At 69.3% G+C, this 26747-nt stretch carries 31 protein-coding genes and 1 pseudogene; 25 read left to right on the top strand and 7 right to left on the bottom strand.

What is annotated here, in order from left to right; genetic code table 11:
• Window positions 1-37: 37 nt before the first annotated feature.
• The 3 genes from AB0M56_RS08890 to AB0M56_RS08880 form a co-directional block, all read right to left on the bottom strand.
• Complete coding sequence (locus AB0M56_RS08890; protein ID WP_285972437.1) at window positions 38-448, bottom strand: Lsr2 family protein; 411 nt, start codon at window positions 446-448, stop codon at window positions 38-40.
• A gap of 149 nt (window positions 449-597) precedes the next feature.
• Window positions 598-828: a hypothetical protein gene (locus tag AB0M56_RS08885; RefSeq protein WP_364172525.1), complete on the bottom strand. Its 231-nt coding sequence runs from the start codon at window positions 826-828 to the stop codon at window positions 598-600.
• A 71-nt stretch (window positions 829-899) separates the two neighbouring features.
• Window positions 900-1505: a DUF5134 domain-containing protein gene (locus AB0M56_RS08880; RefSeq protein ID WP_364172522.1), complete on the bottom strand. Its 606-nt coding sequence runs from the start codon at window positions 1503-1505 to the stop codon at window positions 900-902.
• Between the two features lie 291 nt (window positions 1506-1796).
• Here AB0M56_RS08880 and AB0M56_RS08875 point away from each other — a divergent pair, with 291 nt between their 5' ends.
• Entirely contained in the window at window positions 1797-3719 is a 1923-nt protein-coding gene (locus AB0M56_RS08875; RefSeq protein WP_364172519.1) for a LamG-like jellyroll fold domain-containing protein, read from the top strand.
• 48 nt (window positions 3720-3767) lie between these two features.
• Here the strand turns inward: AB0M56_RS08875 and AB0M56_RS08870 are convergent, their stop codons facing one another.
• Window positions 3768-4361, bottom strand: a complete 594-nt coding sequence (locus AB0M56_RS08870) for a phosphoribosylanthranilate isomerase (protein ID WP_364172516.1) — start codon at window positions 4359-4361, stop codon at window positions 3768-3770.
• Between the two features lie 141 nt (window positions 4362-4502).
• Between AB0M56_RS08870 and AB0M56_RS08865 the strand changes: the two genes are divergently transcribed.
• From AB0M56_RS08865 to AB0M56_RS08810, 12 genes and pseudogenes are all read left to right on the top strand, one after another.
• Entirely contained in the window at window positions 4503-5591 is a 1089-nt protein-coding gene (locus AB0M56_RS08865; RefSeq protein ID WP_364172513.1) for an SGNH/GDSL hydrolase family protein, read from the top strand.
• A 210-nt stretch (window positions 5592-5801) separates the two neighbouring features.
• Window positions 5802-6068, top strand: a complete 267-nt coding sequence (locus AB0M56_RS08860; protein WP_364172510.1) for a hypothetical protein — start codon at window positions 5802-5804, stop codon at window positions 6066-6068.
• A gap of 269 nt (window positions 6069-6337) precedes the next feature.
• Window positions 6338-7315 (top strand): AraC family transcriptional regulator, encoded by a 978-nt coding sequence (locus tag AB0M56_RS08855; RefSeq protein ID WP_364172508.1) that lies wholly within the window; start codon window positions 6338-6340, stop codon window positions 7313-7315.
• Window positions 7316-7421: 106 nt separating this feature from the next.
• The gene (locus tag AB0M56_RS08850) at window positions 7422-8144 is read left to right on the top strand and encodes an alpha/beta fold hydrolase (RefSeq protein ID WP_364172505.1); all 723 of its coding nucleotides are present in this window, start codon (window positions 7422-7424) and stop codon (window positions 8142-8144) included.
• 19 nt (window positions 8145-8163) lie between these two features.
• Entirely contained in the window at window positions 8164-8829 is a 666-nt protein-coding gene (locus AB0M56_RS08845; RefSeq protein ID WP_364172502.1) for a DUF2848 family protein, read from the top strand.
• A complete protein-coding gene (locus AB0M56_RS08840) occupies window positions 8829-10265 on the top strand; it encodes a 4-hydroxyphenylacetate 3-hydroxylase N-terminal domain-containing protein (protein ID WP_364172500.1) in 1437 nt (478 codons plus the stop codon). The genes AB0M56_RS08845 and AB0M56_RS08840 overlap by 1 nt, the downstream gene beginning before the upstream one ends.
• A complete protein-coding gene (locus tag AB0M56_RS08835) occupies window positions 10262-10606 on the top strand; it encodes a cupin domain-containing protein (RefSeq protein ID WP_364172497.1) in 345 nt (114 codons plus the stop codon). Before AB0M56_RS08840 ends, AB0M56_RS08835 begins: the two co-directional genes overlap by 4 nt.
• Window positions 10603-11142, top strand: coding sequence for a flavin reductase family protein (locus tag AB0M56_RS08830; protein ID WP_364172494.1), 540 nt, complete (start codon window positions 10603-10605; stop codon window positions 11140-11142). Before AB0M56_RS08835 ends, AB0M56_RS08830 begins: the two co-directional genes overlap by 4 nt.
• Window positions 11096-12124, top strand: coding sequence for an AraC family transcriptional regulator (locus tag AB0M56_RS08825; protein WP_364172491.1), 1029 nt, complete (start codon window positions 11096-11098; stop codon window positions 12122-12124). The genes AB0M56_RS08830 and AB0M56_RS08825 overlap by 47 nt, the downstream gene beginning before the upstream one ends.
• Window positions 12057-12404, top strand: a pseudogene (locus tag AB0M56_RS08820) (dioxygenase); the annotation flags it as partial. The gene AB0M56_RS08825 and the pseudogene AB0M56_RS08820, both read left to right, overlap by 68 nt.
• 64 nt (window positions 12405-12468) lie before the next feature.
• Window positions 12469-13101 (top strand): hydroxyquinol 1,2-dioxygenase, encoded by a 633-nt coding sequence (locus tag AB0M56_RS08815; RefSeq protein WP_364172488.1) that lies wholly within the window; start codon window positions 12469-12471, stop codon window positions 13099-13101.
• A 97-nt stretch (window positions 13102-13198) separates the two neighbouring features.
• Window positions 13199-13831, top strand: coding sequence for a hypothetical protein (locus tag AB0M56_RS08810; RefSeq protein ID WP_364172485.1), 633 nt, complete (start codon window positions 13199-13201; stop codon window positions 13829-13831).
• 28 nt (window positions 13832-13859) lie between these two features.
• Here AB0M56_RS08810 and AB0M56_RS08805 read toward each other — a convergent pair whose 3' ends face one another.
• A complete protein-coding gene (locus AB0M56_RS08805; RefSeq protein WP_364172482.1) occupies window positions 13860-14477 on the bottom strand; it encodes a TetR/AcrR family transcriptional regulator in 618 nt (205 codons plus the stop codon).
• A 96-nt stretch (window positions 14478-14573) separates the two neighbouring features.
• Here AB0M56_RS08805 and AB0M56_RS08800 point away from each other — a divergent pair, with 96 nt between their 5' ends.
• Window positions 14574-15242, top strand: a complete 669-nt coding sequence (locus AB0M56_RS08800) for a nitroreductase family protein (protein WP_364172479.1) — start codon at window positions 14574-14576, stop codon at window positions 15240-15242.
• A 54-nt stretch (window positions 15243-15296) separates the two neighbouring features.
• Window positions 15297-16502, top strand: coding sequence for an MFS transporter (locus AB0M56_RS08795; RefSeq protein ID WP_364172477.1), 1206 nt, complete (start codon window positions 15297-15299; stop codon window positions 16500-16502).
• Window positions 16503-16832: 330 nt separating this feature from the next.
• Here AB0M56_RS08795 and AB0M56_RS08790 read toward each other — a convergent pair whose 3' ends face one another.
• Window positions 16833-17249 (bottom strand): kinase, encoded by a 417-nt coding sequence (locus tag AB0M56_RS08790; protein ID WP_364172474.1) that lies wholly within the window; start codon window positions 17247-17249, stop codon window positions 16833-16835.
• A 125-nt stretch (window positions 17250-17374) separates the two neighbouring features.
• Here AB0M56_RS08790 and AB0M56_RS08785 point away from each other — a divergent pair, with 125 nt between their 5' ends.
• Window positions 17375-17923 (top strand): flavin reductase family protein, encoded by a 549-nt coding sequence (locus AB0M56_RS08785; RefSeq protein ID WP_364172471.1) that lies wholly within the window; start codon window positions 17375-17377, stop codon window positions 17921-17923.
• Here the strand turns inward: AB0M56_RS08785 and AB0M56_RS08780 are convergent.
• The gene (locus AB0M56_RS08780; protein ID WP_364172468.1) at window positions 17907-18857 is read right to left on the bottom strand and encodes a LysR substrate-binding domain-containing protein; all 951 of its coding nucleotides are present in this window, start codon (window positions 18855-18857) and stop codon (window positions 17907-17909) included. The two genes, AB0M56_RS08785 and AB0M56_RS08780, sit on opposite strands and share 17 nt — an antisense overlap.
• A gap of 111 nt (window positions 18858-18968) precedes the next feature.
• On the opposite strand from AB0M56_RS08780, the gene AB0M56_RS08775 reads away from it, so the two are divergent.
• Genes AB0M56_RS08775 through AB0M56_RS08735 form a run of 9 tightly spaced genes read left to right on the top strand, consistent with a single transcriptional unit; the run spans window position 18969 to window position 26736 of the window.
• Window positions 18969-20423 carry a 2-hydroxymuconic semialdehyde dehydrogenase gene (locus AB0M56_RS08775; protein ID WP_364172465.1) on the top strand — a complete coding sequence of 485 codons (1455 nt, stop codon included), beginning with the start codon at window positions 18969-18971 and terminating at the stop codon, window positions 20421-20423.
• Window positions 20420-21235: a fumarylacetoacetate hydrolase family protein gene (locus tag AB0M56_RS08770; protein ID WP_364172462.1), complete on the top strand. Its 816-nt coding sequence runs from the start codon at window positions 20420-20422 to the stop codon at window positions 21233-21235. Before AB0M56_RS08775 ends, AB0M56_RS08770 begins: the two co-directional genes overlap by 4 nt.
• On the top strand, window positions 21232-22167 hold the full coding sequence (locus AB0M56_RS08765) for an acetaldehyde dehydrogenase (acetylating) (RefSeq protein ID WP_364172459.1): 936 nt from the start codon (window positions 21232-21234) through the stop codon (window positions 22165-22167). Before AB0M56_RS08770 ends, AB0M56_RS08765 begins: the two co-directional genes overlap by 4 nt.
• Window positions 22164-23189, top strand: coding sequence for a 4-hydroxy-2-oxovalerate aldolase (gene dmpG / locus AB0M56_RS08760; RefSeq protein ID WP_364172456.1), 1026 nt, complete (start codon window positions 22164-22166; stop codon window positions 23187-23189). The genes AB0M56_RS08765 and dmpG overlap by 4 nt, the downstream gene beginning before the upstream one ends.
• Window positions 23186-23956: a fumarylacetoacetate hydrolase family protein gene (locus AB0M56_RS08755; RefSeq protein ID WP_364172454.1), complete on the top strand. Its 771-nt coding sequence runs from the start codon at window positions 23186-23188 to the stop codon at window positions 23954-23956. The genes dmpG and AB0M56_RS08755 overlap by 4 nt, the downstream gene beginning before the upstream one ends.
• Window positions 23953-24384, top strand: coding sequence for a RidA family protein (locus tag AB0M56_RS08750; RefSeq protein ID WP_364172451.1), 432 nt, complete (start codon window positions 23953-23955; stop codon window positions 24382-24384). Before AB0M56_RS08755 ends, AB0M56_RS08750 begins: the two co-directional genes overlap by 4 nt.
• Before the next feature lie 5 nt (window positions 24385-24389).
• Entirely contained in the window at window positions 24390-24920 is a 531-nt protein-coding gene (locus tag AB0M56_RS08745) for a 3-hydroxyanthranilate 3,4-dioxygenase (RefSeq protein ID WP_364172448.1), read from the top strand.
• Window positions 24920-25939, top strand: coding sequence for an amidohydrolase family protein (locus AB0M56_RS08740; RefSeq protein ID WP_364172445.1), 1020 nt, complete (start codon window positions 24920-24922; stop codon window positions 25937-25939). Before AB0M56_RS08745 ends, AB0M56_RS08740 begins: the two co-directional genes overlap by 1 nt.
• The gene (locus AB0M56_RS08735) at window positions 25936-26736 is read left to right on the top strand and encodes a tryptophan 2,3-dioxygenase family protein (RefSeq protein ID WP_364172442.1); all 801 of its coding nucleotides are present in this window, start codon (window positions 25936-25938) and stop codon (window positions 26734-26736) included. The genes AB0M56_RS08740 and AB0M56_RS08735 overlap by 4 nt, the downstream gene beginning before the upstream one ends.
• Window positions 26737-26747: the final 11 nt, after the last annotated feature.

Here is a 26747-nt window from a genome sequence, read left to right as displayed (position 1 = left end):
TCAACGAGCCGGCATCTCGGTCAGCAGGTTCGCCGTACTACTTCTTGGCGGCGGCGACCTTCTTGCGCGCCGGGCGCTTGCGGGCCGGCGCGGAGGGCTTGGCGGCTTCGAGCTCGGCCTGCTCGTAGGCGCTCACGACGTCGGACGGGATGCGGCCGCGCTCGGAGATCTGGTAGCCATTTTCGTTGGCCCACGCGCGGATCGTGCGCGAGCGCTCGCGGTCGGCCGGGGTGGCCGCCGTCGGCTGCCCCGCGGCGACGCGCACCTTGCGGCCGCCGGTCTTGCGGCCCACGCCGATGTAGCGCGCGAGCTCGTCCCGCAGGGCGGCGGCGTTGTCGTCGGACAGGTCGATCTCGTAGCTGACACCGTCGAGTCCGAAGGGGACTGTCTGGGTGGCCGGGCTGCCGTCGATGTCGTCCAGCATTTCGACGAGAACCTTCTGGGCCATGAGTGCTCCTTGAAATTGGCGTGCATGCTGACCGTGACCAGGCGCACGAATGTGGCGATCGATTGCGATCGTAGCATCGAATGGTCGGGGAAATGCAGGCGCCGAAACTGTGCGGAAAACTCGAGGTGCGGTCGAGGCGGTGCCGCGGGTCAGGAAACGTCGACGGAAGGTGACCAGAAGGCCTCGAACTGTTCCGTCACACCGTAGTACCGGCCGACGCGAAGCTGGGCCTGGAGCGACGGCCGGCGGTCCACTGTCGGATCGGACTCGGGGTAGCGGGTCGGCTCGAGTTCCTTCCGGTTCCTGCGAGCAAGGTGGCGCGGCGTGCCTTGGTCGGCTGCCGAGTCCTCGCCATATTGGGCGGCCTCCTGCGCGATCAACCGTCGAGTTGTGGAGAGCACGGCCGCTCACATTACTGGTACGCAAACACGTTTCCGCCGAGATTGCCGTCTCAGCCGGACATGACCAGCGCGCAAGCCATTCCGAGGCTCATGCCCGCGCGGGACAACGCGCGGGTGGGGTCCGTGTGCCACGACGGGACCGAGCGGGCGGCGTCGAGGAGGAACCACGCGGCCGCGGCGAAGGTGATGGGTGTCCACCAGCCGTGGCCCATGGCGGGCATGGTGAGCCACGGGCCGTGGTCGGCGGCGGAGTGTGGCATGGCGGTGAGCATGAACAGCATCGTCGCGATGGTGGCGAGGTGGTGCGGGCGCCGGGTCGAGAGGGACCAGCCGAGGATAACGAGCAGCACGGCCTGCCAGCCGGCGGCGGGGATGGGGGCGCCGACGGGAGAGGTCATGGCGATCATCGCGGTGCAGAGGACGAGGTCGGCCACGGAGTCGGCGCGGGTCGGCACCCGGAGCGGCGGAGGGGCGTTGGCGGGCAACGACGAACCGGCGGAGAGTGGTGCCTGGCCACGGTGGACATCCACTGGAGACCCACGCCACTCGGCAGCGTCCGTCGGCGAAGCGGCAACCCCACGCCAAAGGTGCGCCAGTGGCACCCACGTCAGCACGGCGAGCGCTGCCGTCAGCAGCCAGGAGACGGACGCCGGCACGAGAGGGGTTCCTTCCGCCGAAGCGAGCGAAGCGAGTACCCGGTAGACCACGCACAGTCGCGATTCGTGACAACCGACGGGAAATGCCCCCGGACGAGACAGGAATTGTCGAAAACGAAAGGGCGGCCCGGTTGCCCCTCGGGCCCGCCGGCCGTGACCTGCGTCTCAAGGGCGCGCGACGTAAGGCAGCCGACGTGAGCAGGCCACCTGGTGTTCGCGTTGGCTCAAACAGCCGTGAATAGCGTCCGGGGAGCTCGAGAATTCTCCCTGGAAACCTGAATGAGGTAGACCATGCGCGAAAACCAGGTGGGCCCGAACCGACGGTCCTTCCTGCGCAACGCGGGACTCGCCGGCGTCGGCGCCACGGCGCTGGGTGCGCTCGGCGTCGCGCCGGCCGAGGCCGACACCGCGAACGCCGCAAACAGAGGCAGCGGCAGATGGAACCCGGACGGCGAGAGCCTCCAGTTCACCGTCGCCGTGATGCCGGATACCCAGTACCTCTACTGGGGCAGCCAGAACAGCATCAACCCGGAGCCGCAGGAAGCCTCGTTCCGGTACGTGATCGAGAACAGCGGCACGCCGAACAACAACATCGTGTTCATGGCGCACCTCGGTGACGTGACGCAGGACGCCGACGTCACGTCGTTCCAGGCCGTGGACAAGACGTTCAAGATCCTCGACAAGGCGAACGTCGCCTACAGCGTGCTCGCCGGCAACCACGACGTGTCCGGTGACGACACGCGCGGCAACACGCCGTACCTGCAGGCGATGGGCCCGCAGCGGTTCACGGGCCAGAAGTCGTTCGTCGGCTCGGACGCCAGCGGCTACAACACCGCGCACACGTTCCACGCGGCCGGGCGTGACTGGCTGCTGCTGGCCATGGACTGGCGCACGTCGGCGGCCGGGTTCGCCTGGGCGAACCAGGTCATCAAGGCGCACCCGAAGATGCCGGTGATCCTCACCTGCCACGAGATCGTCGCACCGACCTACGGCGACGAGGTGTACCCGTACGAATCGGGCGACCCCGAGAACAACGCCGAGATCACCAGCTACGGCCAGACCGTGTGGGACTCGCTGATCAAGGACAACGACCAGATCTTCCTCACGCTCAACGGCCACTACTGGCCCTCGGGCCGCATCACGAAGAAGAACGCGGCCGGCAACGACGTGCACCTGCACATCACGAACTACCAGAACCGCTACATGAGCGGTGGCGGCATGCTGCGCCTGTACCACTTCGACCTCGAGCGCAACACCATCGACGTCGAGACGATCTCGCCGTGGATCCTCGAGAAGGACCCGGCCAAGCGCAACCGCCTCGAGGTCATGGAGTCGCGGCTGACCACGGCCGTCGACCGGTTCTCGATGCCGTTCGACTTCGAGCAGCGCTTCTCCGGCTTCATCCCGGTGAAGACGCGCGCGGCTCGCGCCGCCAACAAGGTGCTGCTGCCCGGCACGCTCGCGTACTGGCGCTTCGACGGCAACCACGCCGCGCCCGGCAGCCCGGTCACCACGACCCAGAAGGTCAAGGACCTGTCCGGCAACGGCAACGACCTCACGCTGGCCTCGGTGCCCGGCACCGTCCCCGGCGCGCTGACCTGGTCCGACGACCACCACCCGGACCAGCCGGCCCACGCCAGCCTGCGCTTCGTCGGCGGCAAGAACCCGCTGCACGGCGCGTACCTCACCACCGCGGCGAAGGCGGCGCTGAACACCGAGCAGTTCAAGCACGGCTACACGATCGAGACGTTCGTGAAGATCCCGCGCGACTGGGACGGCGGCAACAACGGCAACATGCCGGTGCTGGTCCGCCGCGGCGCGGCCGGCGACGCGGGCAAGCACGGCAAGAACACCGACCCGAAGGAGCCGGTGGCCCAGCTCATGACCACGAACAACGGTCGTGAACTGCAGTTCAACTGCTACCCGCTCAGCCAGACCTACCCGACCACCAACTGGAGCCACGGCATGCCCGAGGACCAGTGGTGGCACCTCGCGGTGGTCAACGACGGGCACCACACCACGGCGTACATCGAGAGCGCGCCGGTGGCCGACAACCCGTCGACCGACTCGGTCGGCATCGCCTCGCTCGGCCTCACCTGGCTGCTCGGCGGCCACGAGTACGGCGGCGCGATCGACAACGTGTTCCACGGCTGGATCGGTGACGTCCGCATCGTGAACCGGGCGCTGCGCCTGGACGAGTTCCTGACCAAGTGATCCACCGGCAGCGGGTGGTCATCAGTGCCCACCCGCTGCCGTCCGCGGTCAGGAACTCCTTGCGGCGGCGAGAAAAGCTCGAATCAAAGCCTGGTCCTTCACGCCGCGGGCGGACTCGACGCCGCTGGAGACGTCCACTCCCCACGGCCGGACGGTGGCGAGGGCGTCGGCCACGTTGTCCGGGGTGAGGCCGCCGGCCAGGAGCCAGTCGCCGTCGGGCGTCTCGGCCGACCAGTCCCAGGTCTCGCCCGAACCCGCGCTGGGGGAGTCGAGCAGGAGCAGGTCCTCGCCGTATTCGCCGACGGCCGGGACCTCGCCGTTCTTCAGTGACGTGGCACGGATCAGCCGCACGGGCAGATCGCGCAACGCCGCGAAGTCGGCCGGCAAGTACCCGGAGCCGTGCAGCTGAACGGCCCGGATCCCGGTCTCGGCCACAGCGTCGCGGACCTCCGGCACCGGCACGCCCTTGAACACGCCGACCGTGAGCACCTCGCCGGGCACACCCGCCGCGAGCTGCGCGGCCTCGGCCCGGGTGACCTGCCTGGGGCTCTCGCACAGCAGGAACCCCACGGCGTCGGCTCCCGCTTCGACCGCGCACGCCACGTCGGCCGCTGTCTTCAGGCCGCAGATCTTCACGAACACGTCCCGACCCTAACCTCCGCCGGCCGGTGACGAGCGGGCATCACGCGCGCACCGGCATCACCGGACGTGACGGATCGGATGCCCGGGCGGCGGCTCGGATGTGACTATGGGTCGACTTCCGCCCGACAAGGAGCTCGCACGATGGTCACGGGTCCGCTCGGCAAGGCCCATCCCGGTGGATACGACGAGGGCCGGCAGCTGTACGGGATGACTGCCGCCTCGATCCGCCGCTGGCGCTGGAAGCGGGCCGCCGCCGTCGCCGGGACCGGTTCGGCCAGGTACGCGAAGATCGGCGATTCCATCAGCGCCGGCCAGGGACTCCAGCCCGCCACGCAGTCGCCGCCGGTGGTGATGGGCGGCATGCTGGCGGCTCGGGGCTTCCCGGTGCGGGGTGCGTCGGTGATCCTGAACCCGCGGACCATGACGGCGGATTCGAGACTGACGTTCACCGGGTCCTGGTCCGAGTTCGCGCCCGGTGCGCTGACGACGTTCGCCTCGTCCGCGACGAGCGGCGGCTCCGTCTCCCTCACCGCCTTCGTCGCGGAGGCCGGCGACTACTTGGCTCGCGTCATCACCACGCAGGACTCGCGCGAGTGCGCGATCGCGATCGACGGTGGCGAACCCGGCCCGGTCCGGCTGAGCGGTGCGGCAGGCCTGGCGACACACCTCGTCGCGCTCCCCAAGCTGGCCGCCGGACGGCACACCGTCACGATCACCGTGGCCGGCGAGGCCGGTGAACTGCGGGTCGGCAGCATCGGGATCGAAGCGCTCGACGGCATCACGATCGGCGACTTCGGCATTTCGATGTCGACGACCACGGACTGGGTCGCCGGTGGTGAGGGGTACTCGGCGCTGAACCACGTGGTGGCCTGGTCGCCGGATCTCGCCCTGATCGCGTTGATGACGAACGACGCCAACGAGCAGACGGCGGTCGCGCCGGACCGGTACGCGGAAAACCTCGAGACGATGGTGTCCGCGCTGGAGAAAACCTGCGACGTGGTCCTCGAGGCGCAGATCCCCGGCGATCCGGCGTGGGTCGACTTGTCCCCGTATCGCGACGCCATGTACGACGTTGCGAACGCACATGGCGTGCCGGTGCTCGACCTCTTCGATCGCTGGGGCAGCTACGCGGCCGCGGCCGGCGCGAGGTTGATGAACGACGCCTTCCACCCGAACGCGGCCGGTGCGGCGGACATCGTCGCGGCGGAGTTCGGTGTGGTTTCGGCTTGAGGGACACGGGTGGGCCGGTGCCGTCGAGATCGACGGCTGCCCCGACGCGCGCGTGCGGCCGCACGCCGCGGGTCCGCGGTCGCTCGGTGACGGCGTCGCGGCGGTGGCTGAGGCGATGGGAAATCGACTGAGGATCAACGACAACCTCGGCAGGCTCGGGGCAAGTTGGATCGCGGAAACTCCGCGGTCACCCGGGAGACCGCCGGGGCCTTGCTCGCACGCAAGGACACCGCCGGCCTGCGCTGCGTACTGCCGGCCGGCAGCCGAGCTGTCGAGTTCTGGACCAGAGATGCGCTCGTGGCCGCTTTGGACTGCAACCCCGAGTGGATGACGACCGCAGGCGCGGATCGACTGATCCAGGAGCTGCACGAGCTCGCGGCCGATGACAAGGCCGGGGTCCGCGACGAGGCCCAGGGAATCCTCTCGCATCCGCGGCCGCGCAAGGAACAGGCCCGAGACTCGGACGAGCAGCTCTGATCCGACACAACAGACAGCCGAGTCCTCATCGGCGGGTCCATCACTGACGGGGTCGCTGTGAGCCGGACGCCAGGGCCGACTCACTCCGGAAGCCACCTCGTTCGCGGAGTGCTCGGACAAGGAGTTCTGCAAGTGCGCCGGCCCTTTTCCTGGCCAAGAACCGCCAGACCGGCTCCCCGCAGGAGTGCCACCGCCGCCGCGGTCTTCGGGTCCGCTGGACAACGGCGAGCGGGGATGTTGTCCTGAGGCACAACGCACCGGGAGGCGGCATGACAGCAGCGCAGCTCGCGGCCGGGCTGGCCGAGGTCTCGCAGCACGTGCTCGCGTCCAGCGGCGATCCCGACGAGGTCACGCAGGCCTGCACGCAGGCGTTGCGCCCGCACCGGCTCGTGGTGCATTCGCGGCGAGCGCGGCTTTCGACCCGGTTGGAGCACCTCTCGGCGGGCCCGATCTCGCTCAACCGCCTGCGCTACGGCGCCGACGTCACGGTCGCTCCCGCCGTGCCCGAAGAGGACAACTTCCTGCTGACGCTGCCCGTCGCCGGGTCCGCGAAGTTCACTTACGGCCGCGACACGGCCGAGCTCGCGCCGGGACGGCCCGCGATCGTCGGGCCGTACCGCGAGTTCAAGCTGGACATCGACAGCGCGTTCGACCAGCTGATCGTGCGGATGGACCGGCGCTGGGTCGAGCGCACGGCCCGCCGGATCCGCGGGGTCGCGACCGCCGGCCCGGTGGACCTCTCGCTGTCGCTGCCGGAGCAACCCGCGTTCCTGTATCGGCTGCTGGAGAGCGTGGTCAGCCTGCCGACGCTGGGGCCGAGCGTCGCGCGGCCGGAGGTGGGGCAGCAGCTGGGTGAGCTGGTGATCGAATCGTTCCTCCTCACGCAGCTGCGCGAGGAGGACGCCGAGCGCGGCCGGGTGCCGTCGGCCCAGGTCAGGCGGGCGATGGAGTACCTGCTCGACCACCTCGCCGAGCCGATCAGCCTGTCGGAAGTCGCGCGGCAGAGCGGGACGAGCCTGCGCAGCCTGCAGGCCGGGTTCCGGCGCGACCTCGACACGACGCCCGGGCAGTGGCTGCGCGGTCAGCGGCTCGAGCGGGCGCGCCGACTGCTCGCGGCCGGTGAGCGGGGGACCACGACGGTGACCGGCGTCGCGGCGGAATGCGGGTACTTCCACCTGGGCGAGTTCGCCGCGCAGTTCAAGACGCGGTTCGGAGTCACGCCGTCGGCCGTGCTGGGCCGCCGCTGAGGGTTTGCGCGAATCCGATGCCCGCGCGTCGCTTCGCCGATAGTCCTTGCCGCTCGCCGACAGCAGCATGTGCCGTACGCACTCAACGGCGAGAACGGAGCGGCGCATGCGATTCGTACTGGCGCACGGAGCGTGGCACTTCGGGGAGCTGTGGGACCCGGTCCGCAAGCACTTGGAGGACGCGGGCCACGAGGTCCACACCCCGACGGCCGGCGGCCTCGGCGAGAACGACGACAAGCACGTCGACCTGCGCGGGGCCGCAGCGCCGATCGTCGACTACATCCGGGAGCACGACCTGACCGACGTGGTGCTGGTCGGGCACAGCTGGGGCGGTTACGTGATCTCCCGCGTGGCGATCGAGCTGCCCGAACGGATGCGGCGGCTCGTCTACTTCGCCGCGTTCGTGCCGGCGCACGGCCGGGCGCTCGTCGACGAGATCCCGCCGCACCTCGTCGCCGCGCTTCAGGCGAGCTACGACGAACGCGCCGACGGCGGTGTCGTGCTGCCGTTCCCCGTGTGGCGCGACGCGTTCTACGGCGACGCCTCGGCGGAGGAGGCCCGGCGCGTGTACGACGTGCTGCGCCCGCAGCCGTGGAGCGCCTTCACCGACCCGGCCGACATGACGGGCTGGGACAAGGTGCCACAGGCGTTCAGCTACCTGGCGCCGTCCGAGGACAACGACATCACGCAGGGCGAGTGGGGCCGGCACCCGCGGCTGTCCAACCGGCTCGTGATGTTCCGGCTGATCGGGATGGAGGGCAGCCACGAGGTGCTGCTGGCGAACCCCGAGCTGACGGCGCGCAAGTTCATCGAGGCGGGGCGGGACTGACCGTCCTTTGAGGAGTGAAGTGACGAGTGAGCTGATTGTGGTCGGTTCCGGTGCGACGTTCTCGATCGCGCCGGAGCGGATCGTTGTCGCGGGTTACACCGCCAAGGACGAGGCCGCTGTGGAGCACCACATCGCGGAGCTCGCGACGATCGGCGTGCCGCGGCCGGCTACCGTACCGGCGTACTACGTGCTTTCGCCTGTGCTGTTGACTACTTCGCCGGTGGTCGAGGTGGGTTCGGCGACGACGTCGGGCGAGGTCGAGCCCGTGGTGATCCGCCACGACGGGCGGTACTACCTCGGCGTCGGCTCCGATCACACGGCCCGGGAGCTCGAACGCGTCGACATCGCGCGGAGCAAGGCCGCGTGCCCGAAGCCGCTCGGCTCGCACGTGGTGGAGCTCGGGCCGGATCTGTCAGTTGTGGACTGGAATGGTCTGGTCGCAGAGTCCAGTGTGGACTCGTCGACGTATCAGAGCGGCAGCGTCGCGACCCTGCGCCACCCGTCGGACACGCTCGGCCGGATGCCGTCCGGACTGGACGACGGTGGCGACCTCGTGCTGTTCTGCGGCACGCTTTCCCTGCTCGGCGGGAAGTTCGTGTACGGCTCGCGCTGGCGCGTCGACCTGCGGCTGCCCCGCGGCGAAACCCTGACCCACGTGTACGAGACCCAGCGAAGGAGGGCTTGATGCGCACCGGATCGCAGTACCTGAGCGCCATCGATGACGGACGTCGCGTCTACCTCGACGGAAAGCGGGTGGACGGCGTGGCCCGCCATCCGGCATTCGCGCCGATCGCGAAGACGGTGTCGGAGCTGTTCGACCTCGCCGCCGACCCCGCGTCCGGCATGACGCGGCCCGGCCCGAACGGCGAGGTGGTGAACCGGCTTTTCACCGCCCCGCGCAGCCGCGAGGACCTCACCGCGTTCCGCGAGGCCGCCACCACGTGGGCGCGCCACACCCACGGCTGGGTGGGCCGCAGCCCGGACCACGTCGGCGCGTTCCTGGCCGCGTTCGCCTCGCACCCGGACGTGTTCGGCGATTACGCGGCCAACGTGACGGCGTTCCAGAAGCGCGTCGTCGAGGAGGACCTGTACCTGTCCTACGCGATCATCCCGCCGCAGGTTTCGCGCGCCACCACGGCGAGCGCGTGGGACGGCGACCTCGTGCAGGTCGGCGTCGCCGAGGAGCGCGCCGACGGCATCGTGGTGCGGGGCGCGCAGATGCTGGCCACGGGCGGGCCGGTCGCCGACGAGATCTTGGTGTCGTGCATCAAGCCGCTGACGCCGGAGGACACGGACTTCGCGCTCAGCTTCGTGCTGCCGGTGGACACTGAGGGCCTGAAGCTCTACTGCCGCCGCCCGTACGCGCCCGCCGCGACCAGCCACTACGACTACCCGCTCACCACGCGCTTCGACGAGACCGACGCCCTGCTGGTCTTCGACGACGTTTTCGTGCCGTGGGACCGCGTGTTCGTCTACCGCGACGTCGCCGGAGTGCGCAACCAGTTCTTCGCGACGGGCGCGCACGTGCTGGGCAACTGGCAGGCGCAGATCCGGTTTTCGGTGAAGCTGCAGTTCCTGGCCGGCCTGGCGCGCAAGGTCGCGGCGGTCAACGGCGTCGACAAGTTCCCCGGCGTCGTGGAGAAACTCGGCGAGCTGGCCAGTCTGGTGTCCCTTGTGGAGTCCGCCGTGCTGGCCGCCGAGTACACCGCCGAGCCCGACTCGGCCGGCCTTTGGCGCCCCGGCAGCCGCGCTCTGTACGGCGCCATGGGCCTGCAGTCGGAGCTGTACCCCCGCGTGCTGGCCATCCTCCGCGACCTCGTCGGCGGTGGTGTGCTGCAGGTCCCCTCCAGCGTCGCCGACATGACCAGCCCGGAGACGCGCGCGGACATCGACCGCTACATCTACAGCCCAGGTACGCCCGCCGCCGACCGCGTGAAACTGTTCAAACTCGCGTGGGACGCCGTCGGCAGCGAGTTCGCCGGCCGCCACCACCAGTACGAGCTGTTCTACGCCGGCGCGCCCTTCGTGGTGAAGGGCTACTCCTTCGGCAACTACGGCTTCGACGGTCCCCTGTCCGAAGTGGGCCGTTTCCTGGCCGGCTACTCCGAGGAGAGCCAGTGAGCAAACCCGAACGCGAATTCTTCCCGGTGACTGAGGTCGACTTCACAACCTGCAAGGGCGACGACCCGCTCATCACCGAACGCGTCCTGTCCACGGACGAGGTCTCTGGCGTGGCCACACGCATCCTGCGGTACGCGCCGGGCGCCGACTCGTCACCGATGGGCGCCCAGGCGCACGACTTCTGGGAGGAGGTCTACATCCTGGAGGGGTCGTTCACCGACCTCACTCTGGGGGAGACCTTCAGCGCCGGGATGTACGCCTGCCGTCCGCCGGGCATGCCGCACGGCCCTTGGCGCACCGAGGAGGGTGTGCTCACCTTCGAGGTTCGTTACCGCGCATGACCACCATGCCCCCTGACTGCACGCCCGGCTCCGGCCCGGTCGACGCGTTGGCGATGCGGACGGCGATGGGCCGGTTTGCGACTGGGGTCGCGGTGGTGACTACCAACGTCGGCGATGTTCCCCACGGGATGACGGTGAATTCGCTGACGTCGGTGTCGCTGTCCCCGCCCTTGGTTCTCGTGTGCCTGACGACCGGTGCGCGCACTACCGAGGCTGTCGTCTCGGCAGACCGCTTCGCGCTGAACGTCCTGTCAACGCGGCAGGAACAACTCGCCCTCCGCTTCGCGCGGCGCGGTGAGGACCACTTTTCGGGTTTGCCGGTGAAGACGGGATCGCATGATGTTCCGGTGATCCCGGATGCGCTGGTGCACCTGGAGTGTTCGGTTCATCGCGCGTTGACGGCTGGTGATCACGAGATTGTGATCGGTGAGGTGGTGAAGGTGTGTTCGCGGGGAGGGGAGCCGTTGGGGTTCCTCGGCGGGCGGTTCAGTGACGTGGTGGACCGGGGGCTCGAGCCGGTGCCTTGGTTCTTCTGAGGCCGGACGGGGTTGGCTGGTGGTGTCTGGCGAATTGATCTACCGTCAGTGGGTGGCGCCGTTTCCGTATCGCACCTTCACGACCTGTGGGTTGGGTGAAGCGCGCCGGTTTGCGTTGTGGGAGCAGCACAACGAGGAGACGTTGGTGCGTCTGGCCTGTCGGACGCTTTCGCAGGAGTCGTTCGCCGGCTGGGAGACCTCGCTGCGGGTCGGCGAGTTCAAAATCGCGAACATCACCGCGACGGCCCACGTCGTGGAGCGCGATCGGCGGCTGATCCGGCGCGACGAGAGCGACCGGGTGGCGCTGTACTTCACCCTGTTCGGCGAAGCGTTCTTCTACCACGGCAAGGGGATCCAGCTGCAGCAGCCGGGCATGCTGCTGGTGTGCGATCTGGACCAGCCGTTCCTGCGCGGATTCGCCAAAGGGCTGCGCGAGTACGTGCTGATGGTCCCGAAACCCACGTTCGAGGAGCTCACCGGCTGCGCCGTGCCATCGGCCCCGATGACCCGCCGGTTCTCGCTCACCGAGACCGCCGGCAGCCCGGCCGCGGAGTTCGCACGCCTCCTGCGTGACGTGCTGGCCGCGCCGGTGCAGGCCGGGCCTGGCACGGAGGCGCGCATCCGCACCTTACTGACAGACCTGGCCGAAGAGCACCGCCGCCCACTGGCGGCCGAGCACCGCCGCCGAGTGCTGGCCCACATCGATGAGCACCTGGCGGACCACGGGCTCACGACCTCGACGGTCGCGGCCGCCGTCGGGCTCAGCAATCGCCAGCTCACGCGCGTGTTCAGTGAGGGCGGTGGCGTCGGCCGGGTGATCCGGGAGCGGCGGCTGCGGTCGGCCTACGAGCAGCTCACCGCTGATCCGGCCGCGCCGATCTCGCGCGTCGCGCACGCGTGCGGGTTCGCGTCCCATGCGCACTTCTCCCGCGCGTTCCGGGAGCGCTACGGCGTGCCGCCCTCGGAGATCCGCGCCGTTTGACCGGGTCGGCCGTCTTCTTGCCCGCCTCGGCCGCGGCACCGGCGCCCACCGCGCGCCGCCGCGATGCTGGTGTTCGGTACCCGAGAGAGGACACCCCATGAGTGAAGCGGTTTCGCCCGGCCAGGCTGGGCTCGAAGAAGGCCTGGTCGAGCAGGTCGTGGCGTCGTTCGCGGACGCGCCGAGCGCGCGGTTGCGCGAGGTGATGACCTCGGTCGTGCGCCACCTGCACGCGATCGTGCGGGAGACGCGGCTGACCGAGCAGGAGTGGAATTCGGCGATCGAGTTTCTCACGCAGGCCGGCCACATCACCGACGATCGCCGCCAGGAGTTCATCATGCTCGGACGTGCTGGGCGTTTCGATGCAGACCGTCGCCGTGAGCAACCAGCTCTTCGGCAACGCGACCGAGGCGACCGTGTTCGGGCCGTTTTACCACGAGGGTTCGCCGGAAGTGCCCAACGGCGGCGACATCGCGGCCGGCGCGCACGGGCAGCCGTGCTGGGTCGAGGGCACGGTCACCGACACCGACGGGAAGCCGCTGCCGGGCGCACGGCTCGAGGTGTGGGAGAACGACGAGGACGGCTATTACGACGTCCAGTACACCGACGACCGTGTGGCCGGGCGCGCCCACGTCTTCGCCGACGAGAACGGCAACTACCGCTTCTGGGCGCTCACGCCGACGCGCTACCCGCTGCCCGTGGACGGTCCCGTCGGCCGACTGCTCGAAGCCGCCGGCCGCTCGCCCTGGCGCGCCGCGCACCTGCACTTCATGGTTACCCACGAGGGCCATCGCCGGCTCGTCACGCACATCTTCGTGCAGGGCGACGACTTGTCCGACGTCGTGTTCGCGGTGCGGGAGTCGCTGGTGCTGCCGTTCGACCAGCAGTCCGTGGGTACGCCGACACCGGACGGGCGCGACCTCGGCGACGCGACTTGGAGCCGCGTGCGATTCGACGTGGTGTTGGCGCCGGAGGAGTAGGCGGGTCCGACCCGGACGGGCACGCCGCCTTCCCGAACCTCCCCGTCGCTCCGGAGATCGGGTGTGCTCGGGCCGGGCCGCTGTCACGGTCATGGGCATGCGATTGCCCTCAGCGAACCGGAAAGCCGTGTGGCGAGTGGCGCTGACCGCCGTCCTCGGCTTGACGCTCGCGGCCGGGAACGCCGGCGCGGCCACGCCCGCTCCTGGGGTGCGATCCTCGACCACGCAGCCGCCGGACGTTGCCGTGCCGCCGCCTGGTTCGGTGTACGCGTCGTGGACCCGCTCGCACGACGAGCTCGCGGCCCTGGTGCCGAGGCCGCGTCCGTCCGATGTGTCCTCGCCGCGGGCCATCGTCACGGCGTTGCACGAGTCGCTGAACGGTCCGAAGGGAACTTGGAACAGTGCTCGGCTGCGCTCACTCGTCGTGCCCAACGCGGTGTTCATGTCGCTGGGGCAAACCGAGGCCGGCGCGACGACGATCAGCAACAACTCACTCGCCGACTTCCTGAAGGCCGTGCAGGACGTGCACAGCCAGTCGGGTTGGTACGAGTACGTCACCAAGATCATCGACGTGTCGACGGTGGCCAAGAAGGGCGGCGACCTGGCGATCGTCCACTACGCCGGCACCGCGTCGACCACGCCCCACGGAAAGCCCGTGGAACTAGGTGAATCCCAGGCTTCTTTGATGTTCGACGGCGTCCGTTGGTGGGTTGTCAGCGACACTTGGTGATGAGCCAGGGAACCTCGGAGGCCTGAGTTCAGATCCCCACCCGGCGACGGTAATAGTCGTGGGCGAGCTCCCGGATCTCGGCCACGACCCGCTCATCTCCGCGGGGGTCGAGGCTGAACGCGAAGTCCCACAGCGCGCCGACCATCTCGATCGCGATCCGGCAGCTCATCGCGTCGACCGGCTCGCCTTTGAACTCCGAGGCCTTCTGCTGCCACAGCTCGGTGAGCGTCTCGCGGTAGTGGGCGTGGATGAGGACGACGTTGTCCGAGGCGTGCCGGTCGAACCACAGCTCGCGTAGGCCCGGCCATTTCGCGAAGTGCTTGCGGTACGAGGTGATGTTGGCGTCGAGCAGGTCGTGGAACGAGTCGTAGTGCTTGCCGTGCACGCGTTCGACGGCGGCGAGCAGGTCTTGCATGTACTGGGCGGCGACGGCGGCGATCACGGAGTCGACGTCGGGGAAGTAGTGGTAGATCGTGGCCGCCGAGGTGCCGGCACCGTCGGCGATGGCGCGCAGCGTGACTTCAGGGCTGTGCGGACCGTGTTGGTCGATGAGTTTCGTGGCCGCTTCGACGATCTTCGCGCGGCGAGCTCGCCCGCGTTCCTGAGGGGGCAGCTGCTGCTGCCACGGCTGCTGCCCGGCGGTCACGCGGCGAGTTTACACAGCTGGAGCGCTTGACACGGCCGCCTTCCGTGACTGAAACTCAAACCCGATTCGAGTTCGAGTATGGAAGGTTGGTGATCAGTGGACGTCTACGAAGCGCTCTACACCACGCGGGTCATGCGGCGGATGAAGCCCGACCCGATCTCGCTGGAGAGCCAGTGCCGCATCCTCGACGCCGCGATCCGGGCGCCCAACGGCGGCAACGCCCAGCCGTGGCGGTTCGTGGTCGTCGACGACCCGGGTTTGAAGACCAAGCTCGCGGACGTCTACGCGCGGTGCCGCGAGCGCGAGTACGCCGACCTCGTGGCTGGTCGGCTCGGTGTACTGAAGTACGAGGAGCGCGACGCGTGGTGGGAAACCATGCGGACGCAGATCAAGCGTTCGGGTGACTACTTCGGGGAGCACTTCGCGGAAACGCCGTTGCTGGTCTTCCTCTTCACGGCCGAAGCGCACTACGGCGCCAACGTGTTCCCGGCGGTGTGGAGTGCGATGCTCGCCGCGCGCGCCGAGGGTATCGGCGGGGTGCTCAGCACGTTGCTGCGGTTCGAGGAGTCCACGGTGTACGAGCTGCTGGGCGTTCCGGCCGGCGAGGGCTGGAGCCTCGGCGCGATGCTGGCGTTCGGCTACCCGCTCGGCCGCTGGGGCGTCGCGGCGAAGCGCCGCCCGGTGCACGAGGTGGCGCGGCGCAACGGCTGGGATGGGGCGTTCGGCGTGGAGGTCCCGGAACCCTTGTGGGCGCCGGAGTCCTGAGGTTTCGCGGGGGTTTTCGGTCGCCAGGGGGGCCTGGTCGTTCGGAGGCAAGCTGTGCGGTTCAGAGCTCTGGTCCTGTCCTTTTTCGCGGTTCTCGTCGACGGGTTCGACACGGCCGCGCTGTCGTTTTCCATCCCCTCGCTGGCGCACGAGTGGCACGCGACGGCCGCGGCGTTCACGCTGGCGATCGTGGCCACGAACGTCGGCACGGTCGTCGGCTACCTCGCGGCCGGCCGGCTGTGCGCCCGCTTCGGCCGGCGGGCCGTGCTGCTGACCGGCGTCGGCCTGTTCGCCGTCGGCACGGTACTGACGGCGATGGTGCTGCCGGCGCACTCCATGGCGTTGCTGGCGGTGATGCGCCTGGTCTCGGGGCTTGGCCTCGGGGCGGTGCTGCCTGCTGCAGTGTCGTTCGCGGTTGAGCATTTCGCTCCGGGGTACCGGTCGCGGGTTTCTGTCGCGGTTACGTTGGGACTTGCCGCGGGGGCCACCCTGGGTGGGTTCTTCGGCGGGAAGCTGATCGCCGGAGTGGGGCCGACGGGTGTCTTCTGGCTCGCCGGCGCGGCGACGGTGCTGGTGTTCGTGGCGATGGTCGTGGGGCTGCCGCCTGCGGTTGCTGTCGCTGTTTCTCCGCGCGGGGCTTCGGTTCTGCGCTTGTTCGGTGTGGAATTGCGTGCGAATACTGGCCTGTTGTGGGCGTACTTGTTTCTGGTGTTCGCCTCGTCGTACACGCTGATCTCCTGGGCGCCGACCCTGCTGACGAGCTACGGGTTCACCCGCACGCAAGCCCCGCTGGGCCTGGCGTTCGTGAGTTTGGGCGGCATCATCGGCGGCTTGGTGCTCATGCCGGTGGCCGCCCGGATCGGGATCATGCGCGCGCTGGTGGTGCTTCCTGCTCTCGGTGTGGCTTTCATGATCGTCGCGGGTATGGCACATCTATCGGGTGTGGCGCTCTTGCTTGTGCTCACCGCCGCCGGCGTCGGGATCATCGCGGGGCACATCGGACAGACGGCGCTCGCTGTTGCGCTGTATGACCTCGACGCTCGAACTACTGGCGTTGGATGGTCCGCGGCGTTGGGCCGTCTTGGCTCGGTCGCGGGCCCGGCGGGCGCCGGGTTGTTGCTGGCGTTGGCCTTGTCGGCCGGCTCGATTCTGCTACTGGCGACAATTCCCGCTTTGGTGGCGATCGGGTGCGCGTTTGTGCTGTGGAGACGGAATCGGGATTCGCAGGTGGTAAGGGCGGCGGCAGAGTCGAGCGTTTGATCGACGTGGCAGGCCGGTTTTCGACTTTTCTGAACCATCTGCCTGCTGCTAGCCGATGCCATCTACCCAGCAGCCGGCGGGTGGCAAAAACCCTCGCTTCTCTCAACTTTTCCCCCGACCTTTCCCCGGCCGGCCCCCGATAAAAGGTAAGGACACGGTTCGGGGTTGCTTGTCAAGGTGCTCTTTCCAGCCTTGGCAAGTGACCCCGAACCGTAGTGACAGGAAACCTCGACTTCACGCGCGCCTGGCTCGACCTGGTCCGGCATACCCACCGCCAAGCCCGGGAGTCCGCACATCGGGTACCGCCCCGCGAAGACCTGCTCGCGTCGATCAGCTGGATCGCCCAGTCCGATCTGGCATCGCGGCGGTGATCCACTCCACCGTGTCCTCTAGCGTCATTTCCTCCCCCAGAACAATCTCGCCCTGCACACCCAGCCGATCATCCGGCAGATACCACTCCAGCATCTCCTCCGGAGTGAACTCGGCAGCCTGAGGTCGAGTCGCCTGTCGGCGGACGGTCTCCGGAAACGGCACGTAACCCGCACCGAGCGCATGCCGGCACATCACATCGATGAGCCCGATGTTCACCCCGCCAGGCACATCACGCTCCCGCAAGACATGGCGGCGGACGACGTCCTGCTGGATCAGTGCGGTGCCGCGGCCCCAGCGGGAGCGCAGGGTGAGGGCGGTTGTGGTCTTGCCCGCGCCGGAGGGGCCGCGGAGGAGGACGAGGCGAGGGGAACCCACGACGAGAGTATGACCGTTCAGACATGGCACGGGCTCGGATCGGCATTGGACGGGTATGGCTCGGCCCGCGACTATGGGTTGACCATCATCGCTGGTCAGAGGCGGTGAAATCGAGGAGGACGTCCGTGGGAACTCCACGCAGCACCTACGCCCCCACCGATCCGCACGCGTTGAAGTTCCGGCGGGCGTTGCGGCACTTCCCGAGTGGCGTGTCGGTGGTGACGGTCGTCGACGGGGACGGCGGGGTGCACGGGATGACGGCGAGTTCGTTCGCGTCGGTGTCGCTGGATCCGCCGTTGTGCGCGGTGAGTGTGAACAAGCCGGGGCGGATGCACCAGCTGCTGCATGGCACGGATGGGCACTTCGGGCTGAGCATCCTGGGCCAGGACCAAGGGGCGATCGCCGATTTCTACGCGCGCCAGCCGTGGAGTGTGGCGGTAGACGTGGAGATGGATCTGCGTCACGGGTGCCCGACGGTGGGTGGTGCGCTGGCGTGGTTCGTGTGCCGGAAGTGGGCCGTGTACGACGGTGGCGACCACACGATTTTCGTCGGCGAGTCGCTGGACTACGGGTCGACGGCGCGGGAGGACCTGCAGCCGCTCGTCTGGCACAAGTCGGCCTACCACGACCTCGGTGACCAGCTCGAACGTCCCCGGGTCACGAAGCAGGGCTGAACCGGCGCGTCACCTGCACGGCCTCGGCCACGAGCTTGTCGATCAGCGCGCTCGCCGACGGGGTGGGTTTGCTGGACGCGGGCATGGTGATGCCGACGCTGTGGCCGATCGGCTCGAGCGACAACGGCAGGCGCGCGATCCCCGGGTCCTCCTCGGTGATCAGGCGCGGCAGCGCGGCCACGACGTCGGTGTCGCGCAGCAGTTGGCGCACGGTGAGGAACGAAGTCGCCTCCACACGGTTGGCGGGCAGGAGCACGTCGTTGTTGTGGAACAGCTCCTCGAGCTCACGCCGCAGCGCCGTCTCCGGGCCGGGCAGGATCCACGGGTATTCGGCGACCGTGGCGAGGTCCACGGTCTTCGCGCCGGCCAGCGGGTGCGAGGCGCGGACCACGAGGACCACGGACTCGTCGTAGAGCTTGCGGCGGAGGAACCCCTCGTCGGAGATCTGCGTGAGCCGCCCGACGATCAGGTCGAGCCGGCCCGCGCTCAGCTCCACCAGCAGCGACTCAGGGGTCCCATCGCGCACGGCCACGGTCAGGTTCGGCCGTTCCGCCTTCAACGCGGCGATGGCCCGCGGGAGCAAGACGTTCGAGCCGAACAGATGCGTCCCCACCACCACGGTGCCGCGTTCGGCGCCCGCCAGCTCCACGACGTGGCGGGCGGCCTGGCGGGCCTGGGCGAGGATCGCGCGCGCGTGCTCGGTGAAGGCTTCGCCGTAGACAGTCGGCGTGAGGCCGCGCGGGCCGCGCTGGAACAGCTCGACCTCCAGGATTTCCTCGAGCTCCCGTAGCCCGCGCGTCGCCACGGGCTGGGTCACGTGCAGCTCGGCGGCCGCGCCGACGATCGTGCCGCGCCGCGCGATGGCGTCGAGCAGCACCAGGTGGCGGAACTTCATCCGGCCGTCGAGCAGTCGCGGCAGCTCACGAGAGGTCATACCGAGCCACTATAGCCATATGCACATATCAACTTAAGACTTTGGCATTTGTCAGGCATAGCTGGAGGTAGCGACGATGAGCAGGGACCACAGCCACGCGGGAAGGCGGACATGACGGTGCTCAAGAGCTTCGTGGACGGGCGGTTCGCCGACAGCGGCGGCGAGCTGTTCGACAAGGTCAGCCCGGTCGACGGGACCCTCGTCGCCCAGGTCGAGGAGGCCGACCAGGCGGTGGTCGACCGCGCGGTGCGCGCCGCGCGGGCCGCGCTCGACGGCGCGTGGGGCCGCACCTCCGACGCCGACCGGGCGCGGGTGCTCAGGAAGATCGCCGACCGCATCGACGAGCGGTTCGACGACCTGCTCGCGGCCGAGGTCGCCGACACCGGCAAACCGCTCGACCTGGCCCGCCGCCTCGACGTCTCGCGCGCCGCCGCCAACTTCCGGGCCGCCGCCGACACGATCGCGTCGGCCGGGCTCGACTCGTTCCTCACCGAAGGCCCGGCCGGGCGCGCGCTGAACTACGCGCTGCGCAAGCCGCTGGGCGTGGTCGCGGTGATCGTGCCGTGGAACCTGCCGCTGTTGCTGCTGACCTGGAAGGTCGCGCCGGCGCTGGCCGCGGGCAACGCCGTGGTGGTGAAGCCGTCGGAGGAGACGCCCTCGAGCGCGACGCTGCTGGCCGAGCTCATCAGCGAGGCCGGTGCGCCCGACGGGGTGTTCAACGTCGTCCACGGTTTCGGCCCCGGTTCGGCGGGCGAGTTCCTCACGAGCCACCCGGGCATCGACGGCGTCACTTTCACCGGCGAATCCCGCACGGGCTCGGCGATCATGCAAGCGGTGGCGCCGCGCGTGCTGCCGGTGTCATTCGAGCTCGGCGGCAAGAACGCGGCCGTGGTGTTCGACGACGCGGACCTCGGCAAAACCGTCGACGGCCTCGCCCGCTCGACGTTCACCAACACCGGCCAGATCTGCCTGTGCACCGAGCGGATCTACGTGCAGCGCGGCATCTTCGACGAGGTCGCCGCCGGGCTCGCCGAACGCGCCGAAGCCCTGCGCTTCGGCCGCCCGGACGATCCGAACACCACCACAGGACCGTTGATCTCGCGCCAGCATCGCGAAAAAGTCCTCTCCTACTACGAGATCGCCGAGCAGGAGGGCGCGAAGCTCCTGGCCGGCGGCGGGATCCCGGACCTCGGCCCCGATCTCGAAGGCGGTGCGTGGGTGCGCCCCGCGGTGTGGACCGGGCTCGGCAACACCCACCGCGTGCTGCGCGAGGAGATCTTCGGCCCGGTCGCGGCCCTCGTGCCGTTCGACACCGAGGACGAGGCGATCCGTCTGGCCAACGACAGCGACTACGGGCTCGCCGCCGCCGTGTGGACCACGGACCTCGAACGCGCCCACCGCGTCGCGGGCGCCATGCGCGTCGGCATGTCGTGGGTCAACACGTGGTACCTGCGCGACCTGCGATCGCCCTTCGGCGGCAACGGGCTTTCGGGCATCGGCCGCGAAGGCGGTGTGCACTCGCTGCACTTCTACACGCAGCCGACCAACGTGTGCGTGGCGCTGTGAACGCCCGGGTCGACGCGGCGATCGACACCGCGGTCTCCCGCCTGCAGCGGGCCGAGCGTGACCGCACGCCCGTGCAGCCGGTGCGCGAATTCCTCGGCGAAGACGACGTCGACGCCGCCTACGAGGTGCAGCGCCGCATCATCTCGGACAAGGTCGCGAGCGGCGCGCGGGTGGTCGGGCGCAAGATCGGGCTGACGTCGGAGGCGGTGCAGCGCCAGCTCGGCGTCGACCGGCCCGACTTCGGCGTGCTGCTCGACGACATGGTGTTCGGCGACCGCGCGGAGATTCCGCTCGACCGCTTCTGCCAGCCGCGCGTCGAAGGCGAGGTCGCGTTCGTCCTCGGCGCCGACCTGCCGAATGGCGCCACGGTGGTCGATGTCCTGCGCGCCACCGACTTCGTGCTGCCCGCGATCGAGATCGTCGACTCGCGCGTGGCCGACTGGAACATCCGGATCACGGACACCGTCGCCGACAACGCGTCCAGCGGCGCTCTGGTGCTGGGCACGCGGCCGGTGAAACTGTCCGAAGTGGACCTCGCCGGGCTTGGCATGGTGCTGGAACATGCCGGCGAGCCGATCTCGACCGGCGTCGGCGCGGCCTGCCTGGGCTCGCCCGCCGTCGCTGTCGCGTGGCTGGCGCAGGAAGTCGCTCGCCGCAGCGAGCCGCTGAGAGCGGGGGAAGTGGTGCTGGCCGGCGCGTGGGGACCGATGGTGCCCGTGACGGCGCCCGGGAGCTACGTGGCCCGGTTCGAAGACATCGGAGAGGTCCGCGTCGGGTTCACCGCCGGGCCGGACGGAGGGAAACGCGCATGAGCACCCCGGTGGCGATCATCGGGTCGGGCAACATCGGCACCGACCTGATGTTCAAGGTGAAACGGCTTTCGAGTGAGCTTGAAGTCGCGGCGATGGTCGGCATCGACGCCGCCTCCGACGGGCTCGCGCGGGCGCGCCGCCTCGGAGTCGCGACGTCGCACGAAGGTGTGGCCGGGCTCGTCGCCATGCCCGAGTTCGCAGACATCCGGCTGGTCTTCGACGCGACCTCGGCCGGCGCGCACCGGCACAACAACGCGGTCCTGAGCGCCCACGGCAAGCAGCTGGTGGACCTCACGCCTGCGGCCGTCGGGCCGTACGTGGTGCCGACCGTGAACCTCGACGAGCACCTCGGCGCACCCAACGTCAACATGGTCACCTGCGGCGGCCAGGCGACGACGCCGGTCGTGGCCGCGGTTTCGGCCGTGGCGCCGGTGGCGTACGCGGAGATCGTGGCGACGATCGCCGCCAAGTCCGCCGGTCCGGGCACGCGGGCGAACATCGACGAGTTCACCGAGACGACCGCGCGGGCGCTGGAAACCGTCGGCGGCGCCGGGCGCGGCAAGGCGATCATCGTGCTCAACCCGGCCGACCCGCCGATCACCATGCGGGACACGGTGTTCTGCCTGGTTGAAGAATCCGAAATGGACGAAGCCGCCGTCAGCGCGTCCGTCGAGGCGATGGTCGCGCGCGTGCAGGACTACGTGCCGGGTTACCGGCTCAAGCAGCGGGTGCAGTTCGACCGGGTCGACGAGCCGTTCCTGCCCGCGCTCGGGCGCCCGTTCTGCGGGGTGAAGGTGGCGGTGTTCCTGGAGGTCTCCGGCGCCGGGCACTACCTGCCGGAGTACGCCGGGAACCTCGACATCATGACCTCGGCCGCGCTGCGGACCGCGGAACGGCTCGTGCAGGTCGCCGCGGAAGGAGCCCTTCGATGACCGGCAAGATCTACGTGCAGGACGTGACGCTGCGCGACGGCATGCACGCCATCGCCCACCGCTACAGCGTCGAGCAGGTGCGCACGATCGCCGCCGCGCTGGACGCGTCGGGCGTGGCGGCCATCGAAGTCGCGCACGGCGACGGCCTGGCCGGGTCGAGCGTGAACTACGGCCACGGCGCGGCCACCGACGCGGGCTGGATCGCCGCGGCCGCCGACGTGGTGAAGAACGCGAAGCTCACCACGCTGCTGCTCCCGGGCGTCGGCACGATCGAAGACCTGCGGGCCGCGCGCGACCTCGGCGTCGGCAGCGTCCGCATCGCCACGCACTGCACCGAGGCCGACATCGCGATCCAGCACATCGGCTGGGCCCGCGACAACGGCATGGACGTCGCCGGGTTCCTGATGCTCAGCCACATGAACTCGCCCGAGGACCTCGCCAAGCAGGCGAAGATCATGGAAGAAGCGGGCGCCCACTGCGTCTACGTCACCGACTCCGGCGGCCGCCTGACCATGCGGGACGTCGCCGAGCGGATCGACGCGTACCGCGAAGTCCTCGACCCGGAAACGCAGATCGGCATCCACGCGCACGAAAACCTGTCGTTGTCGGTGGCCAACAGCGTCACCGCCGTCGAGCACGGTGCCTACCGCGTCGACGCTTCGCTGGCCGGCCAGGGGGCGGGCGCGGGGAACACGCCGATCGAGGCCTTCATCGCCGTCGCCGACCTGCTCGGCTGGGACCACGGCTGTGACCTGTTCGGCCTGCAGGACGCGGCGGAGGACCTCGTCCGTCCACTTCAGACTCGACCGGTGCGCGTGGACCGCGAGACGTTGACACTGGGCTACGCCGGCGTCTACTCCAGCTTCCTCCTCCACGCCGAACGCGTCGCCGGCCGCTACGACCTCGACGTCCGCGCGATCCTCCTCGAAGCCGGCAAGCGGGGCCTCGTCGGCGGCCAGGAGGACATGCTGGTCGACGTCGCGCTCGACCTCGTGGCCACCCGAGAGGCGGCCCCGGCATGATCGAGGACTTCGCGGCGCGGCTCGACCAAGCCGCCACCACCCGCAAGCCATGTGCACAGCTGTCCACGGACCACGAACTGTCGTTGGACGACGCCTACGCCGTCCAACGAGAGCTGGTCGAACGCCGCATCTCCCGAGGTGAGCGCCACTTCGGCGTCAAGCTCGGCTTCACCAGCAAGGCGAAGGCCGCGCAGATGGGCGTCGACGACGTGATCATCGGCCGCCTCACCTCGGGCATGGTCCTTGCCGACGGCGACGAGCTCGATCTGAACACTCTCATCCACCCTCGCGCCGAGCCCGAGGTCGCGTTCCGGCTCAGCCGCGACGTCGAGCCTGGCGAAGTGCCGGGCCCCGACCTCGTGGACGCCGTCGCCCCCGCGATCGAGGTGATCGACTCCCGCTACCGAGACTTCAAGTTCTCCCTTGCCGATGTGGTCGCCGACAACACCTCGGCCGCCGCCGTCGTGCTCGGCCGGTGGCAGCCGCTCGAAGCCGGCCTCGACAACCGCGGCGTGGTGTTCGAAGTGGACGGACGCATCGCCGGCGCCGGCTCGACCGCCGCCATCCTCGGCGACCCGCTGCGTGCCATTCCCGCCGCCGTCCGCATGGCCCAGCGCTACGGCCTCCCGCTCACCGCGGGCACGGTGCTGCTCGCCGGCGCGGCCACCCCGGCGGTGGCTCTCGAAGCCGGCACCCACGTCAGCGCCACCGTCTCCGGCCTCGGCCGGGCCCGCTTCTCCGTCGCAGAACAGGGAGAACCCCGATGACCGAAGCCAAAACGCTTGCGGACAAGGCCAAACCCCGCGGCCGCTTCCCCCACGTGAAACGCGCGGGCGACTTCGTGTTCGTCTCCGGCACGAGCAGCCGCCTGCCGGACAACACGTTCGCCGGCGCCGAGGCCGACGAGTTCGGCACCACGACGCTCGACATCCGCGTGCAGACCGCCGCCGTGCTCGACAACATCGCCGACATCCTGGGCTCCGTCGGCGCGAGCCTCGCCGACGTCGTGCAGGTCACCAGCTACCTGGTCAGCATGAACGACTTCGGTGGCTACAACGAGGTCTACGGCCGCTACTTCGACGAGAACGGCCCGACGCGCACCACCGTCGCCGTGCACCAGTTGCCGCACCCGCACCTGCTCATCGAGATCCAGGCCGTCGCCCACGTGCCGAACGAACGCACCGAAAGGAACTGATCACCGTGACCGACATCAATCCCGTCTTCAACTTCGCCACGTGGGTCTCCGAACACCAGCACCTGCTCAAGCCGCCGGTCAACAACAAGCAGATGTGGGAACGCACGGGTGACTTCATCGTGCAGGTCGTCGGCGGGCCGAACCAGCGCACCGACTTCCACGTCGACCCGTACGAGGAGTGGTTCTACCAGGTCAAGGGCGACATGCACGTCAACGTCATGACCGACAAGGGCCAGCAGACGGTCCACGTGCGCGAGGGCGACATGTGGCTGCTGCCCGGCAACGTGCCACATTCGCCGCAGCGCCCCGAAGCCGGCTCGATCGGTGTCGTGATCGAGCGCGTCCGCGAAGAGGGCACGCTGGAGAAGTTCCAGTGGTACTGCCTCGACTGCGAGCACCTCGTGCACGAGGTCGAACTGCAGGTGCGTGACATCGTGGAGGACCTGCCGCCGGTGTTCGAGCAGTTCTACGACGACGAGTCCCTGCGCAAGTGCGCCAACTGCGGCACGGTGCACCCCGGAAGGTCCGCGCTCTGATGCCACAGGTGATCGACGTCCACACGCACTACGTCCCGCGCGGCTGGCCGCAGCTGGGCGCAGACGGCACGGGTCAGGAGAGCACTCTGCCGTGGCTGCGCGTCGAGAACGAGCGCGAGGCGACCATCATGGTCGGCTCACGCGAGTTCCGGCGTATCCTCGCCAACTGCTGGGACGCCGGCGAGCGGCTGCGCGAGATGGGTGAGGACCAGGTCGACGTGCAGGTCGTCTCGCCGACACCGGTGTTCTTCTCCTACGACCGCACGCCCGCCGAGGCCGTGCGGATCGCGAAGGTCTTCAACGACCTCGCGCTGGAGATCTGCGAGCCGGCCTCCGGACGGCTGCTGCCGTTCTGCCAGGTTCCGTTGCAGGACCCGGATCTCGCGTGCGAGGAGCTCGACCGCTGCCTCGCCGCCGGTCACCGTGGCGTCGAGATCGGCAACCACGTGGGGGATCGCGACCTCGACGACGCCGGCATCGTGATGTTCTTGCAGCACTGCGCGGCCAAGGGCGTGCCGGTGTTCGTGCACCCGTGGGACATGCCGAGCTCGCCGCGGCTGGGCCGCTGGATGTCGCAGTGGCTCACGGGCATGCCCGCGGAGACGCACCTTTCGCTGCTGGCCATGATCCTCGGCGGCGTGTTCGACCAGGTGCCCGAGACGCTCAAGATCTGCTTCGCGCACGGCGGTGGCTCGTTCGCGTTCTGGCTCGGCCGGCTCGAAAACGCCTGGCACGAGCGCCACGACGTGATCGGCGGCTCGGCCAACCCGCCGTCGAGCTACCTCGGCCGGTTCTCCGTGGACAGCGTGGTGTTCGACCCGTCGGCGCTGCGGCTGCTGGTCGACGTCCTCGGCGTCGAGAACATCCTGCTCGGCAGTGACTACCCGTACCCGCTGGGCGAACGGCCGGTGGGCCAGGTGGTGCGAAAGGCACAGTTCCTGTCCGAAGCCGAACGCGACCTTTTGCTCGGCGGCAACGCCGCCCGGTTCCTGTCCCTGCCCGAGGAGGTCACGAGATGACCGCGTACAACTCCTACCTCAGAGCCGACGTGCTGCACACGCTGCAGGAGCCGGTGACCGACCTGGAGGGCGAGCGCTCGTTCCTCGTGGTGTGCCAGGTGCAGGAGCTCTACTTCGGCCTGATCACCACCGAGCTGCGCTTCGCCGCGCAGCACTTCCGCGCCGGCGAGACGCCGTCGGCCGCGGCTGCCCTGCGCCGGGCGGCGGACCACTTCGTGGGGCTCAACGCGTCGTGGAAATCGCTGGAGTGGATGACGGTCGGCGACTTCCTGCCGATCAAGAACGGCCTCGGCTCCGTCCACGGCAAGTCTTCGTCGCTGCAGTCGTGGAAGTACCGCGAGCTGGTGTTCCTGCTCGGCATCCGCCCGCACGCGCTGGCCGACCCGGTGTCGTCGATGCCGGACGAGCACTCGTCACTGCTGACGACCCTGCGCGAGCCGAGCGTCTACGACGAGGCGCTCGCGCTGCTGAACCGGCGTGGACTGTCCATTCCGGACTCAGTCGTGAAGCGTGACCCACAGGAGGAACACGAGTCGCACCCCGACGCGGTGCGCGCGTGGACCATGGTCTTCTACGGCGGCGACCCCGCGCTGGTGGACCTGCGGTTCTGCGGTGAGGCCCTGATGAAGATCGCGGAGGGCTACGCCGAGTACAAGCACCTGCACCTCGTGGCCACGCGCCGCTCGTTCGGCCACCGGCCCGGCTACTACGGCTCCAGCGGCCTCGACTGGCTGGCGCAAACGGCGATCGAGGTGCCGTTCCCCGAGTTGTGGTCCATGGACCCGGAAGATTCCTGACTGGAGAAAAC

Source organism: Amycolatopsis sp. NPDC051372, from assembly GCF_040682095.1.
Classification (GTDB): domain Bacteria; phylum Actinomycetota; class Actinomycetes; order Mycobacteriales; family Pseudonocardiaceae; genus Amycolatopsis.
The sequence above is the reverse complement of the archived record's forward strand: the minus strand, read 5'-3'. Positions and strand labels throughout refer to the sequence as shown.

Coding starts and splice junctions, on each gene's coding strand:
- AB0M56_RS08865 (WP_364172513.1), top strand. CDS start 4,503: ATGGTCACGGGTCCGCTCGGCAAGGCCCATCCCGGTGGATACGACGAG.
- AB0M56_RS08755 (WP_364172454.1), top strand. CDS start 23,186: ATGATCGAGGACTTCGCGGCGCGGCTCGACCAAGCCGCCACCACCCGC.
- AB0M56_RS08890 (WP_285972437.1), bottom strand. CDS start 448: ATGGCCCAGAAGGTTCTCGTCGAAATGCTGGACGACATCGACGGCAGC.
- AB0M56_RS08850 (WP_364172505.1), top strand. CDS start 7,422: ATGCGATTCGTACTGGCGCACGGAGCGTGGCACTTCGGGGAGCTGTGG.
- AB0M56_RS08740 (WP_364172445.1), top strand. CDS start 24,920: ATGCCACAGGTGATCGACGTCCACACGCACTACGTCCCGCGCGGCTGG.
- AB0M56_RS08780 (WP_364172468.1), bottom strand. CDS start 18,857: ATGACCTCTCGTGAGCTGCCGCGACTGCTCGACGGCCGGATGAAGTTC.
- AB0M56_RS08810 (WP_364172485.1), top strand. CDS start 13,199: ATGCGATTGCCCTCAGCGAACCGGAAAGCCGTGTGGCGAGTGGCGCTG.
- AB0M56_RS08735 (WP_364172442.1), top strand. CDS start 25,936: ATGACCGCGTACAACTCCTACCTCAGAGCCGACGTGCTGCACACGCTG.
- AB0M56_RS08830 (WP_364172494.1), top strand. CDS start 10,603: ATGACCACCATGCCCCCTGACTGCACGCCCGGCTCCGGCCCGGTCGAC.
- AB0M56_RS08750 (WP_364172451.1), top strand. CDS start 23,953: ATGACCGAAGCCAAAACGCTTGCGGACAAGGCCAAACCCCGCGGCCGC.
- AB0M56_RS08855 (WP_364172508.1), top strand. CDS start 6,338: ATGACAGCAGCGCAGCTCGCGGCCGGGCTGGCCGAGGTCTCGCAGCAC.
- AB0M56_RS08840 (WP_364172500.1), top strand. CDS start 8,829: ATGCGCACCGGATCGCAGTACCTGAGCGCCATCGATGACGGACGTCGC.
- AB0M56_RS08775 (WP_364172465.1), top strand. CDS start 18,969: ATGACGGTGCTCAAGAGCTTCGTGGACGGGCGGTTCGCCGACAGCGGC.
- AB0M56_RS08765 (WP_364172459.1), top strand. CDS start 21,232: ATGAGCACCCCGGTGGCGATCATCGGGTCGGGCAACATCGGCACCGAC.
- dmpG (WP_364172456.1), top strand. CDS start 22,164: ATGACCGGCAAGATCTACGTGCAGGACGTGACGCTGCGCGACGGCATG.
- AB0M56_RS08875 (WP_364172519.1), top strand. CDS start 1,797: ATGCGCGAAAACCAGGTGGGCCCGAACCGACGGTCCTTCCTGCGCAAC.